Raw genomic sequence first — 11,736 nt, forward strand, 5'->3', positions numbered from 1 at the left:
GAGGAATTCGATCCTGCCCCCCCTCGCGGCGCCTGACCAGTCGACTGTTAAGTGCTGTGGCCGTCCTGCCCTAGACGTTAAGCCGTTTTAACGATATCGCAGGACGCAATGAGGGAAGCGTCAAACCACCAGTTTCAAACTGGGACAGTCGTGCGTGCAGCGATCGCAGCCACATGGCTGGCGATTGGCTGCGCACTTGGCGGATGCGCGGCCGGCGGCAACGTGGCCGACTCCTACGCAATGGCGACGCCTGCGAGCGGCGGCGCAACCGTCGCGTTCGAATCGATCGACGGTCCGCCGCCCCAGGTCTTCGACCGCATGGTCGGCGTGCTCGACAGCGAATCCAAGCTGCGCAGCCTGTCGATCGTCTCGCGCCAGGCCACCGCGGCCTATCGCGTGCGCAGCTATCTGTCGGCGCAGGTGGTGCGCGGCCGCACCATGATCGCGTGGGTCTGGGACGTCTACGACAGCAACCAGCAACGGGCGCTCCGGCTGTCCGGCGAGGAGCCCGCCGGCAAGGCCGGCCGCGACGCCTGGGCCGCCGCCGACGAACTGGTGCTGCGCAAGATCGCCCAGGCCGGCCTCAGCGGCCTGTCCAGCATGATCAATGGCGGCCCGGCGCCCGCCCCGGCACCGGAGCTCCGCGGGCCAGCGATGGTCAGCGCCCCGGCCCCCGAAACCGTGGCACTCAGCTATTCCGCCAACTAACCCCCGGAATCTCCCGGGGAAAGGCGTTTTTTGCCCAGGAAAACGTGGGCCGAAGCGCCTAATGGGTTGCCATCGGCGCCGCCTGCCTGATATTCCCTCGCGCACCGAAAACCCGCCGGTTCCGTAAGGACTTGAGATGCTGAACGTCGTATCCAGCAAGGCGCGGGGGGAAGCATCGATGTCGGCAAAGAACGGATCAATCAAGCTCGTCGCCGGCAACTCCAATCCTGCGCTGGCGCAGGACATTGCCAAGGGACTTGGCATCGAACTGACCAAGGCCGTGGTCCGGCGCTTCGCCGATATGGAGATCTTCGTCGAGATCCAGGAGAACGTCCGCGGTTCGGACATGTTCATCATTCAGTCGACGTCGTATCCGGCCAACGACAATCTGATGGAGCTTTTGATCATCACCGACGCGTTGCGCCGTTCCTCGGCGCGCCGCATCACCGCGGTGGTGCCCTATTTCGGCTACGCCAGGCAGGATCGAAGGTCCGGCTCGCGTACGCCGATCTCGGCCAAGCTCGTCGCCAACCTGATCTCGCACTCCGGCGTCGATCGCGTCATGACGCTCGACCTGCACGCCGGCCAGATCCAGGGCTTCTTCGACATCCCGACCGACAATCTGTTCGCGGCGCCCCTGATGGTGCGCGACATCAGAGAGAAGTTCGACCTCGCCAAGGTGATGGTGGTGTCGCCCGACGTCGGCGGCGTGGCGCGGGCCCGCGGCCTCGCCAAGCGCATTAACACCCCGCTTGCGATCGTCGACAAGCGCCGCGAGCGCCCCGGCGAGTCCGAGGTGATGAACGTGATCGGCGACGTCGCCGGCTACAACTGCATCCTGGTCGACGACATCGTGGACTCCGGCGGCACGCTGGTGAACGCGGCCGAGGCGCTGATCGCGCACGGCGCCAAGGAAGTCTCGGCCTACATCACCCACGGCGTGCTGTCCGGCGGCGCCGCCGCGCGGATTGCCTCGTCGCGGCTGAAGGAACTGGTCATCACCGACTCGATCCTGCCGACGGAAGCCGTCAACAAGGCGCCGAACATCCGCCAGATCTCGATCGCCGGCCTGATCGCCGAAGCGATCGGCCGCACCGCAGCGGAAGAGTCGGTCTCCAGCCTGTTCGATTAGGGCCGCATACTCGCTGTCGTCCCGGCCTTGAGCCGGGACCCATAACCACCAATTCCCGTTGTTGCGAAGGCTGGGGCCACATCGGGCGCCCACAATAAGATCCTGTGGTTATGGGTCCCTGCTTTCGCAGGGACGACACCGAGTTTGCGGCAGCGGCCAGCAACTCAAAACCCCGGCCGCGGCACATGGCTCATCAGCGTCCGCGCATAGCCGCCGTCGACGATGATCTCCTCACCATTGACGTAGGACGCGCGGTCGCTCGCCAGGAACAGGGTCGCGTCCGCCATGTCCTGCGGCGCGCCGATCCGGCGCATCGGCACCACGGCGGTGCGCCGCTCGGTAACCCCGGGCGTGTCGTAGAACGCCTGGCTCATCGGCGTGACGACGAGGCCCGGGCTGACCACATTGCTGCGGATGCCGTGCGGTCCCCATTCGGCGGCGAGCTGCTGCGAGAGCATCACGACGGCGGCCTTGCTGACGCTGTAGGCGCCGCTCTGCCCCTGCGCATTGCTGGCGGCGATCGAGGCGACGTGGATGAGGCTGCCGCGACCGGCCTTGCGCATCTGGCGGCCGAACGCCTGCGCGCAGATGAAATAGCCGGTGAGGTTGACCGCCAGCACCGCATTCCATTCGGCGAGCGGCAGCGTATCGAGCCCGCCGGGACGCAGCACCGCCGCGGTGTTGACGAGGATGTCGCACGGACCAAGCGTGCGTGCGACGGCATCGGCCGCAGCCGCGACGTTGTCCTCGCTGGTCGTGTCGCAGCTTGCGACGAGATGACCATCGCCGAACTCGCGAAGCTTCGCCTTGGTCTCAGCCAGCCCGCGCTCGTCGCGATCGAGCGCGGCGACCCTGGCGCCGGCGCGCGCGAAACTGACGGCGGTGGCGCGGCCGATGCCGCCGCCTCCGCCGGTGACGACGGCAACGCGGCCCGACAGGCCGAGCCAGTCGGAAGCTTGTTGTTCAGTCATGGGCGCCTCCCGCGCGTTCTGATTATGCCGGCAAGCATAACCGAACGCGCCGGCTGCGCGAGCGATCCCGGCACGCAGCCGGAATCGCTTTTGCGTCGGGCCTTGAACTATTGACGCGCTTCTTATCTGCGCATGATCTTTTCGGAAAACCGCTTCGCACTTTTCCGGATCATGCGCGCTAGCCAGGTATTCCCGCCGCGACCTGGCCGCGCAGCCGTTCGAGGCTGAGCAGCGTGTTGGCGCAGGCTTCCGCGACCTCGATCCCCTTGATCACGAAGTGCTTGCGGAAGAAGTCGTAATGCACCTCGGTCTCGTGGAATTGCTGCGGCGTCAGCACCGCCGAGAACACCGGCACCTCGGTGCGCAACTGCACATCCATCAGCGCCTTGATCACGGTATCGGCGACAAATTCGTGGCGGTAGATGCCGCCATCGACGACCAGCCCGGCCGCGACGATCGCGGTGTAGCGGCGGGTCTTCGCCAGCAGCTGCGCATGCAGCGGGATCTCGAACGAGCCCGGCACCTCGAACACGTCGACGTTGGTGATGTGGCGCGCCTCGATCTCCTTCAGGAAGGAGATGCGGCACTCTTCCACCACATCGCGATGCCAGGACGACTGCACGAAGGCAACGCGCTGCGGCTTGGCGAAGTGCGGATGCTCCGGCGCCGGCGGACGAGCCGGCGTATCGGGAGCGCTTGCTGCTTCGGGGGTTTGGTCTTGAGAAGCTTGAACGTCTTGGTCTTGCAACATCTGATTCATGGCTTTCCTCTTTCAGGACCAGAATCAGGGCATACGGACAACGACACAAGCCCACACGAAATCGCGTTGGCTGCCGCAACCGTTCTCTTTCATCCGGACTGTAACCGTCGGCTTCGGAATTGCACCGAATCTGCTGACCCTTCCTCCGGCTTCGCGGAAGAAGGCGCTCGCGGGCTTGGGCTCATCACCCTTTACCGCCGGTGGGGATTTTCACCCCGCCCTGAGAACATCGGCACGCCCGGGATGGACGTGCCTGAGGCGAAATATGACCAAACCGCGACAGCTGGGCAAGCACCTTTGGCATGGGGAAACGGCATGTCCCCATGAGCGCGCTGCGGCCCTTGCAGAGAGATGTGAGCGCCCGAAAGGCTGATTCACGTGTGCGGCGAAGCGCCTGCCAATGGTTAATAAATCGTTACGCGAACGCCTAGATTCCGATTTGTTCGCAAAATCACAAGTGTGGCGGAGATCAGCTGTGGACGATGCGCGCTTTGGCTGTGGACGGACTCGGCGTGCGGTTGCGCGGATTCCGCAAATCACATCACTTCATCGGCGTCAGGTCCAGGGGCATCCGGAAGCCCGGTCAAGGAACTGCACTCGGCCACGACGCAGTATGTCGCAAGTGCCGGCTTCCGTGTGCGTATCAAGCGATCATAAGAACAAGGTCCGAGACGGCATGTCCCTCCTCGAAAGCATTATCGATTCCCGGAACAACCCGCTTGCGGTGGTCGAAGATATCGCCACCGACAACAACTGGGCGTTCGAGCGTTCCGGCGAAGACGAGGTGACGATCGTCTCCAAGGGAGACTGGATCGATTATCAGCTCTCCTTCACCTGGATGGGAGAGATCGAGGCGCTGCATCTCGCATGCGCCTTCGACATGAAGATGCCGCAAGCGCGCCGCGCCGAAGTGCAGCGGCTGGTCGCCGCGATCAACGAACAACTATGGGTCGGCCATTTCGACCTGTGGACCCACACCGGCATGGTGATGCATCGTCAGGCGCTGGTGCTGCCCGGCGGCCTCACCGCCTCCACCGCGCAATGCGAGGCCATGGTGGTGAACGCGATCCATGCCTGCGAGCGCTATTATCCGGCGTTCCAGTTCGTAGTGTGGGCCGGCAAGTCGACCGCCGAGGCGATGGCCGCCGCAATGTTCGACACCGAGGGCGAGGCGTAACCGCGTCCGCATGCTCAGTGTCGTCCCGGCGAAAGCCGGGACCCATACTCCGCGGCCCCAGTGGTTGAGCAAACTGCTTGTGGCGCCCGCTTCGCTTTACTAGAACCACCTGCGGTTATGGGTCCCGGCCTTCGCCGGGACGACGAGCGGTGACACCTGTGAACACAAGCAGCGCACTGAAAAATACGACCGGCACCATCGCGCTTGCGGGCGCGGGCAAGATGGGCGGCGCAATGCTGACCGGCTGGCTTGCGCAGGGCCTCTCGCCCAAGCAGGTCGCGGTGATCGATCCGCATCTTTCGCCTGAGATCTCCGCGCTTGCGGCGAAGGGCGTGCGGCTCAATCCGCTGGCGACGGAGCTCGGCACGGTCGACACGCTGGTCGTCGCCGTGAAGCCGCAATCGTTCCGCGACGCCGGCGCCGCGCTGAAGGCGCTGGTCGGTCCGTCGACACTCGTGGTCTCGATCATGGCCGGCACGACGATGTCAGCGCTGGAAGACGTAGTCGGCGGCGCAGTGGTGCGCGCGATGCCGAATACTCCGGCGGCGATCGGCCGCGGCATCACGGTCGCGGTGCCCTCAAAGCGCGTCACCGCCGCGCAGCGCGCCATGACCGACGCGCTGCTGAAGGCGACCGGGCTGGTCGAATGGGTCGACGATGAAGGCCTGATGGACGCGGTGACCGCGGTCTCCGGCTCCGGCCCGGCCTATGTCTTCCTGCTCGCCGAGGAGCTCGCCCGCGCCGGCGTCGCGGCCGGCCTGCCCGAGCAGCTCGCGACCACGCTGGCGCGCGCGACCGTCGCCGGCTCCGGCGAGTTGCTGCATCGCTCGGATCTGCCGTCGGCGACGCTGCGGCAGAATGTCACCTCGCCCGGCGGCACCACCGCTGCCGCGCTCGAGGTGCTGATGGCGAGCGACGGCATGCAGCCGCTGATGACCCGCGCGATCGCCGCCGCGACCCGACGCTCGAAGGAATTGGCGAAGTAGCTGCGAGTACACTCCCTGCCCGTCACCCTGAGGTGCGAGCGAAAGCGAGCCTCGAAGGGTGCGCGGCCCGTGGCCCATCCTTCGAGACGCGCTACGCGCTCATCAGGATGACGTCTGAATGTGCGGTCTAGGCCGCGCCGAGGCGCTTGTTGAAACTCTCGACATTGATCAAACCGCGGGCGTGGCGGCCTTCGCCGAGCTTGCGCGTGCCCTCAAAGGCCTCGACCGCGAAACGGATCACGCGGCGCTCGACCGCGATCACCTTTGCAGTGGTTCGTACGGTGGCGCCGACGAGCGCGGCGGCGAGATGGCGGATATCGACCTCGGTCCCGACCGTGACCCAGCCGGGCTGCAGCGCAGCGCGGATGGCATCGCCCGACGCCATCTCCATTTCGAGGATCATCATCGGCGTCGCATAGACCATCGGCATGCCGGGCACGAAATGCCCGACCGTACGCTCCGGCGGCACCACGAGCATGCGCTCGGCGCTCATGCCGATCTTGATGAAGTCGCGTGCGTCCATTAGCGCCTCAAGGAGACTGTCGTCCCGGGCAAGCGAAGCGCGACCCGGGACCCATAACCACGAATTTCAGTTGGTCGATGGCTGGGGCCGCAGCCTTTGCCAATCAGCGGCATCGGTGGTTATGGGTCCCTGCTTTCGCAGGGACGACCCGTGGAGAGATAAGGGCTATTTCTTCGCCGCAGCCGCGCGCTCGACGAAGGTCTTGCCGCCCTTCATCTTGTGATGCAGCGGCGCTTCATTGATCTGGATCACGACGGCATCGGCGTCGACGCCGAGGTTCTTCACCAACGCCTGGGTGATGTCGCGCATCATGCCGGCCTTCTGTTCGTCGGTGCGGCCGGCGGCCATGCTGACAGTGATCTCGGGCATCGGAATAACTCCCTGGTTGTTGTTGACGCGCAAACCGGTCGTCTGCCGGTTTGGCTGGTGCGCCATCTTTTTGAAGATGGATGCGCGGGTCAAGCCCGCGCATGACAAACCAGCTATCCCCAGTTCACGTCGTGCCGCGCGAGCACCTCGCGAACCTTGGCGACCAGGTCGGCCTCTGCGCAAGAGAACTGGGCGGGGCGCGTTTCGCGCCATTCCTGATTGGACGCGATCGCGGCCGCCGCCTTGGCGCCCTCGATCAAATCCTTGATCTGCACCTCGCCGCGCGCCTTCTCATCGGAGCCCTGGATGATCACGCAGGGCGAGTTGCGGCGGTCGGCATATTTGAGCTGGTTGCCCATGTTCTTCGGGTTGCCGAGATAGAGCTCGGCGCGGATGCCGGCCTGGCGCAGCTGGGCAACCATCTTCTGGTAATCGGCGACGCGGTCGCGATCGAACACGGTGACGACGACGGGCCCGAACCCGGCCTGCGTATCGAGTTGGCCGAGCATCGTCAGCGCGGCCTGCAGCCGCGAGACGCCGATCGAGAAGCCGGTGGCAGGCACTGGCTCGCCGCGGAAGCGCGAGACGAGGCCGTCGTAGCGGCCGCCGCCACCGACCGAGCCGAACCGAACCGGGCGGCCCTTCTCGTCCTTGGTGTCGAGCAGCAGCTCAACCTCGTAGACCGGGCCGGTGTAGTATTCGAGGCCGCGAACGACGGTGGGGTCGATGCGGATGCGATCCGCGCCATAGCCCGACGCAGCGACCAGTTTCGCGATCTCTTCGAGCTCGCTCACCCCGGCCTGACCAACTTCACTCTTCGCGAGGTAGGTCTCGGCCGCAGCGATGGCGTCTTTCCAATCGTCGCGCTTCTGCGTGACGGCCAGAACGATATCGGCATCCGCCGGGCTCAGCTCGGCGCCCTTGGTAAAGTCGCCCTTGCCCTCTTCGCCGCCATCCCACCGCCCGGGACCGAGCAGCTTGCGAACCTCATCGGCAGGAAACTTGTCGAGCTTGTCGATCGCGCGCAGCACCGTGAGCCTGCGGCCTGCGTTCTCGTCGCCGCCGAGACCGATCGCCTCGAGCACGCCGTCGAGCACCTTGCGGTTGTTCACCTTCACGACATAGGAGCCGCGCGGAATCCCCAGCGCTTCCATCGTGTCGGCCGCCATCATGCAAATCTCGGCGTCGGCCGCCGACGTCGCCGAGCCGACCGTATCGGCATCGAACTGCATGAACTGGCGGAAGCGGCCGGGACCCGGCTTCTCGTTGCGGAAGACATAACCGAACCGATAGGACCGATAAGGCTTCGGCAGTGCGTCGAAGTTCTCCGCGACATAGCGCGCGAGCGGCGCGGTCAGGTCGTAGCGCAGCGAGATCCACTGCTCGTCATCGTCCTGGAACGAGAACACGCCCTCGTTGGGCCGGTCCTGGTCGGGCAGGAATTTGCCGAGCGCGTCGGTATATTCCATCGCCGGCGTCTCCACCGGCTCGAAGCCGTAGAGCTCGTAGACGGCGCGGATCTTCTCGACCATCGCCCGCGTGGCATTGATCGCGGCCGGGCCGCGATCTTCCAGCCCGCGCGGCAGGCGCGCCTTCAGTTTCTGGGGTTTTTTGGGTTTCTCGGCCATTGGCGGCGTTTACCAGCGGACGCGCAAGGCGGCAACCCGGCTCTGCGCCTCCGCCGCCGCCGAACACCGGTCCTCAGGACTGCTCCATCCGCGCGCGAAGCGCGTCGGCGTCGGCCTTCGGCATCGATTTCAGCAGGGGCTTGATGGTCTCGCCGCCGACGATCTTGCCGTTGCGCATGAACATCCAGTCGGAGATGTCGGCCTGCTTGAACTCGGCGAGGTCGCCGGCCCGCTTGCCCGGCAAATCGCGTGGCTGGTTGGCGAACCGGCCGGAATAGCCGCCGCTCGGCAGCTTCTTCACCTCGCGCATCCAGATGTGCTCGCCCTCGTTGCGATGGGTCGGAAAACGGACCTTGAGCGAGTGCTGGGTCTCCGACGGCTTGGGCGCCTCATAGGAGGCCCAGAACGCCGGAAGCGTCTCGCGCGCACGGCTGATCGCGGCGTTCATCTCCGGGTCGGCCGTACGGACATCGATCACAGGCGAGTGGTCCTCGGCGCGCGCCGTGTTGGTTCCGGTGAGCGCGAACGCAGCCGCAATCAGCACGGCACAGATCAGACGTGTTACGGGAGTTTTGGTCATGTCATCACGCAAGTGAGGGATTGTTTGAAGCGGGAGGCGAGACTTGGTCGCGCGCTCGCGGCAGGCCGTTCATACGATGACGGCAGACAACACGGAAAAATGACGACCGAAGCGAAGCGTCGGCTTGTCGGTGTCCCAAAGCGAAAGCGCCTCTCCCCTGCACAGGAAGAGGCGCCAAATCGAAGCAGGTCAGCGGTGGAACCGCAGTGTCAGCCGACGTTCCTGATCCAATTATGCGGGTCGTTGGTGCGACCGTACTGGATGTCGACCAGCTTCTTGCGCAGGCCCATCGCGACCGGGCCGGCGACGCCGCCGCTGATCTGGAAGTCGCCGCTCGCCGAGCACACCTTGCCGATCGGCGAGATCACGGCCGCGGTGCCGCAGGCGAAAGCCTCCTTCAGCTTGCCGCTGGCGGCATCAGTGCGCCATTGCTGGATCGTGTAGGGCTCCTCGCGCACGCGCGTGCCGGTATCCTTGGCAAGCGCGATGATCGAGTCGCGAGTGATGCCGGGCAGGATGGTGCCGAGCGGCGGCGTCAGCAGCGAGCCGTCGTCGAAGGCGAAGAAGATGTTCATGCCGCCGAGCTCCTCGATGTAGCGGCGCTCGATCGCATCAAGGAACACGACCTGGTCGCAACCGCGCTCGATCGCTTCGGCCTGCGCGCGCAGGCTTGCGGCATAATTGCCGCCGCACTTGACGGCGCCGGTGCCACCGATCGCGGCCCGCGTATAATTCTCCGACACCCAGATCGACACCGGCGCGGGACCGCCCTTGAAGTAGGAGCCGACCGGCGAAGCGATGACGGAGAAGATGTATTCCGCCGACGGCTTCACGCCGAGGAAGACCTCGCTCGCGATCATGAATGGCCGCAGATAGAGACTGCCCTCGCCGCCCGGGATCCAGGCGCGATCCATCCGCACCAGCTGCTCGACCGCCTCGATGAACACGTCCTCGGGCAGCGGCGCCATCGCCATGCGATCGGCCGAATCGTGGAAGCGCCGGGCATTGGCGTCGGGACGGAACAGGTTCACACCGCCATCGTCGCGCCGGTAGGCCTTGAGACCTTCGAAAATCTCCTGGGCGTAGTGCAGCACCGCGCCAGCCGGATCGAGCGGAAAATTCGCACGTGCCTCGACGCGGGCGCTGTGCCACCCCTTGCCCTGGCTGTAGCGGACGATCGCCATGTGGTCGGTAAAGACGCGGCCGAAGCCCGGGTCCACGAGCTTCGCCGCACGATCCTTGTCGGACGTGGCGTTCGGCGAAGGCTGGATGTCGAATTTCAAAGTCATTTTTCTTGCTTTCCGCTGTCGAAACCGGCGCCATACCGGGCGACGGCCTGTTTCCCCCGGAGCCATCAGGCTCGGCTGGTGCGAACTTCACCACCGCCGGCAACCCGGCCGGTTTCCATCGCCAACATGCCGTTTAGACATGCTTTTGCGGAGTGCTGAAGTCCAGTATGTTTGCCGAAATGCCGCTCGACAATCGCACGGTAGTCCAATTTGCGGCCCAAACCGCCTCACAGGCTTTTTCAGGCCGCCTCAAACGCTGTCGCGGACGGAACGATCTAATGTTTCGTCGTGACAGGCAGTTTTGTAACATTGAACCCAAGATACGTCAATATGACTGACATAAATATCTCAGGCATGGCTGCCAAGCCCGATTCGCAGGGAGATGATCACGCTCCTGCGGCGGGCGGCCGCGACCTGCGCTGGGACATCATCGAGCTGTTGTTCTTCGCCTACCGTGACTTTGTCGGCGACGCCGACCAGGAACTGGAGGCGTTCGGCTTCGGCCGCGCCCACCACCGCGTCATCCACTTCGTCACCCGCTATCCCGGCCTGAAGGTCGCCGACCTGCTCGACGTCCTGCGCATCACCAAGCAGTCGCTCGGACGCGTGCTCAAGCAACTGCTGGACGAAGGCTACATCGTGCAGAAGACCGGCAACAACGACCGCCGGCAGCGCCTGCTCTACGCAACGCCGAAGGGCGAGGCGCTGGTCGCCAAGCTCGCAGGGCTGCAGACCGACCGCATCAACCGCGCCATCGCCGGCATCGATCCGGCCGGCGTCGAGACGGTTCGCCAATTCCTCCGCGCGATGATCGACCGCGACGATCCCGACAAGGTGCTCGAAGCGATCTTCGGCGGCGGCAAAAAAACAAGGGAGTGAACCTGGTGCAGGCTGCAACCCTGATGCGCACGCCGGTCGAGCCGGCCGACGATGCGCCGCATCTCCTGCTGGTCGACGACGACCGGCGCATTCGCGACCTGTTGTCGCGCTTTCTCTCCGGCGAAGGCTATCGCGTCACGACGGCCATGAGCGCCACCGACGCGCGCGCCAAGCTGCTCGGGCTGCATTTCGACCTGCTCATCCTCGACGTGATGATGCCCGGCGAGAACGGCTTCGACCTCGCCCGCTTCATCCGCACCTCCTCGACGGTGCCGATCATCATGCTGACCGCCCGCCATGAGGCGGAAGCCCGCATCGAGGGCCTGCAGATCGGCGCCGACGACTATGTCGCCAAGCCGTTCGAGCCGCGCGAGCTGGTGCTGCGCATCGGCAATATCCTCAAGCGCACCGCGCCGCCGCAGGTCACGGTGATCGAGCAGATCGCGTTCGGCCCCTACATCTTCCACATCGAACGCAGCGAGCTGCGCCAGGGCGAGGAGATCATCCATCTCACCGACCGCGAGCGCGAGATGCTGCGTATCCTCGCAAGCGCCCCCGGCGAGACCGTGCCGCGCGGCGAGCTGACCAGCGGCGGCACCGTCAACGAGCGCGCGGTCGACGTGCAGATCAACCGCCTGCGCCGCAAGATCGAGCACGATCCCGCCAATCCGCTGTTCCTGCAGGCGGTACGCGGCATCGGCTATCGCCTGGTCGCCTCGCCGTAAGATGCAGCC

General features: G+C 65.3%; 13 protein-coding genes and 1 riboswitch. Of the genes, 6 read left to right on the forward strand and 7 right to left on the reverse strand.

Annotation, left to right across the window (positions count from 1 at the left end; all coding sequences use genetic code 11):
* The first annotated feature begins 108 nt into the window (after positions 1-108).
* Together AAFG07_RS35310 and AAFG07_RS35315 are read left to right on the forward strand one after the other, a co-directional pair.
* On the forward strand, positions 109-708 hold the full coding sequence (locus AAFG07_RS35310; protein WP_342724284.1) for a hypothetical protein: 600 nt from the start codon (positions 109-111) through the stop codon (positions 706-708).
* Positions 709-886: 178 nt separating this feature from the next.
* Positions 887-1,840 (forward strand): ribose-phosphate pyrophosphokinase, encoded by a 954-nt coding sequence (locus AAFG07_RS35315; protein WP_171948021.1) that lies wholly within the window; start codon positions 887-889, stop codon positions 1,838-1,840.
* A 164-nt stretch (positions 1,841-2,004) separates the two neighbouring features.
* Here AAFG07_RS35315 and AAFG07_RS35320 read toward each other — a convergent pair whose 3' ends face one another.
* Together AAFG07_RS35320 and AAFG07_RS35325 are read right to left on the reverse strand one after the other, a co-directional pair.
* The gene (locus AAFG07_RS35320; protein WP_342724285.1) at positions 2,005-2,811 is read right to left on the reverse strand and encodes an SDR family oxidoreductase; all 807 of its coding nucleotides are present in this window, start codon (positions 2,809-2,811) and stop codon (positions 2,005-2,007) included.
* Between the two features lie 178 nt (positions 2,812-2,989).
* Positions 2,990-3,571 carry a 6,7-dimethyl-8-ribityllumazine synthase gene (locus tag AAFG07_RS35325; protein WP_342724286.1) on the reverse strand — a complete coding sequence of 194 codons (582 nt, stop codon included), beginning with the start codon at positions 3,569-3,571 and terminating at the stop codon, positions 2,990-2,992.
* A 77-nt stretch (positions 3,572-3,648) separates the two neighbouring features.
* Positions 3,649-3,803: riboswitch (FMN riboswitch) on the reverse strand.
* 444 nt (positions 3,804-4,247) lie between these two features.
* Between AAFG07_RS35325 and AAFG07_RS35330 the strand changes: the two genes are divergently transcribed.
* A complete protein-coding gene (locus tag AAFG07_RS35330) occupies positions 4,248-4,748 on the forward strand; it encodes a YbjN domain-containing protein (protein WP_016844492.1) in 501 nt (166 codons plus the stop codon).
* Between the two features lie 221 nt (positions 4,749-4,969).
* Positions 4,970-5,734 carry a pyrroline-5-carboxylate reductase gene (proC, locus tag AAFG07_RS35335; RefSeq protein WP_342729337.1) on the forward strand — a complete coding sequence of 255 codons (765 nt, stop codon included), beginning with the start codon at positions 4,970-4,972 and terminating at the stop codon, positions 5,732-5,734.
* A 127-nt stretch (positions 5,735-5,861) separates the two neighbouring features.
* Here the strand turns inward: proC and AAFG07_RS35340 are convergent, their stop codons facing one another.
* The 5 genes from AAFG07_RS35340 to AAFG07_RS35360 all read right to left on the reverse strand — a co-directional run bounded on the left by AAFG07_RS35340 (position 5,862) and on the right by AAFG07_RS35360 (position 10,123).
* Positions 5,862-6,257, reverse strand: coding sequence for a hotdog domain-containing protein (locus AAFG07_RS35340; protein WP_342724287.1), 396 nt, complete (start codon positions 6,255-6,257; stop codon positions 5,862-5,864).
* A gap of 165 nt (positions 6,258-6,422) precedes the next feature.
* Positions 6,423-6,626, reverse strand: coding sequence for a tautomerase family protein (locus tag AAFG07_RS35345; RefSeq protein ID WP_044538952.1), 204 nt, complete (start codon positions 6,624-6,626; stop codon positions 6,423-6,425).
* A 113-nt stretch (positions 6,627-6,739) separates the two neighbouring features.
* Positions 6,740-8,254 (reverse strand): histidine--tRNA ligase, encoded by a 1,515-nt coding sequence (gene hisS, locus AAFG07_RS35350; RefSeq protein WP_342724288.1) that lies wholly within the window; start codon positions 8,252-8,254, stop codon positions 6,740-6,742.
* A gap of 73 nt (positions 8,255-8,327) precedes the next feature.
* On the reverse strand, positions 8,328-8,834 hold the full coding sequence (locus AAFG07_RS35355) for a DUF2314 domain-containing protein (protein WP_342724289.1): 507 nt from the start codon (positions 8,832-8,834) through the stop codon (positions 8,328-8,330).
* 209 nt (positions 8,835-9,043) lie between these two features.
* Positions 9,044-10,123, reverse strand: coding sequence for a branched-chain amino acid aminotransferase (locus tag AAFG07_RS35360; RefSeq protein ID WP_342724290.1), 1,080 nt, complete (start codon positions 10,121-10,123; stop codon positions 9,044-9,046).
* Positions 10,124-10,477: 354 nt separating this feature from the next.
* Here AAFG07_RS35360 and AAFG07_RS35365 point away from each other — a divergent pair, with 354 nt between their 5' ends.
* Both AAFG07_RS35365 and AAFG07_RS35370 read left to right on the forward strand, forming a co-directional pair.
* On the forward strand, positions 10,478-11,002 hold the full coding sequence (locus AAFG07_RS35365; protein WP_162240923.1) for a MarR family transcriptional regulator: 525 nt from the start codon (positions 10,478-10,480) through the stop codon (positions 11,000-11,002).
* A gap of 2 nt (positions 11,003-11,004) precedes the next feature.
* Positions 11,005-11,727: a response regulator transcription factor gene (locus AAFG07_RS35370; protein ID WP_342729338.1), complete on the forward strand. Its 723-nt coding sequence runs from the start codon at positions 11,005-11,007 to the stop codon at positions 11,725-11,727.
* Positions 11,728-11,736 lie beyond the last annotated feature (9 nt).

Origin of the sequence: Bradyrhizobium sp. B097, assembly GCF_038957035.1 — a bacterium.
In the GTDB taxonomy this organism is placed as follows: Bacteria; Pseudomonadota; Alphaproteobacteria; order Rhizobiales; family Xanthobacteraceae; genus Bradyrhizobium.

Coding starts and splice junctions, on each gene's coding strand:
- AAFG07_RS35325 (WP_342724286.1), bottom strand. CDS start 3,571: ATGAATCAGATGTTGCAAGACCAAGACGTTCAAGCTTCTCAAGACCAA.
- AAFG07_RS35360 (WP_342724290.1), bottom strand. CDS start 10,123: ATGACTTTGAAATTCGACATCCAGCCTTCGCCGAACGCCACGTCCGAC.
- AAFG07_RS35315 (WP_171948021.1), top strand. CDS start 887: ATGTCGGCAAAGAACGGATCAATCAAGCTCGTCGCCGGCAACTCCAAT.
- AAFG07_RS35355 (WP_342724289.1), bottom strand. CDS start 8,834: ATGACCAAAACTCCCGTAACACGTCTGATCTGTGCCGTGCTGATTGCG.
- AAFG07_RS35365 (WP_162240923.1), top strand. CDS start 10,478: ATGGCTGCCAAGCCCGATTCGCAGGGAGATGATCACGCTCCTGCGGCG.
- AAFG07_RS35310 (WP_342724284.1), top strand. CDS start 109: ATGAGGGAAGCGTCAAACCACCAGTTTCAAACTGGGACAGTCGTGCGT.
- proC (WP_342729337.1), top strand. CDS start 4,970: ATGGGCGGCGCAATGCTGACCGGCTGGCTTGCGCAGGGCCTCTCGCCC.
- AAFG07_RS35345 (WP_044538952.1), bottom strand. CDS start 6,626: ATGCCCGAGATCACTGTCAGCATGGCCGCCGGCCGCACCGACGAACAG.
- AAFG07_RS35330 (WP_016844492.1), top strand. CDS start 4,248: ATGTCCCTCCTCGAAAGCATTATCGATTCCCGGAACAACCCGCTTGCG.
- AAFG07_RS35320 (WP_342724285.1), bottom strand. CDS start 2,811: ATGACTGAACAACAAGCTTCCGACTGGCTCGGCCTGTCGGGCCGCGTT.
- AAFG07_RS35340 (WP_342724287.1), bottom strand. CDS start 6,257: ATGGACGCACGCGACTTCATCAAGATCGGCATGAGCGCCGAGCGCATG.
- hisS (WP_342724288.1), bottom strand. CDS start 8,254: ATGGCCGAGAAACCCAAAAAACCCCAGAAACTGAAGGCGCGCCTGCCG.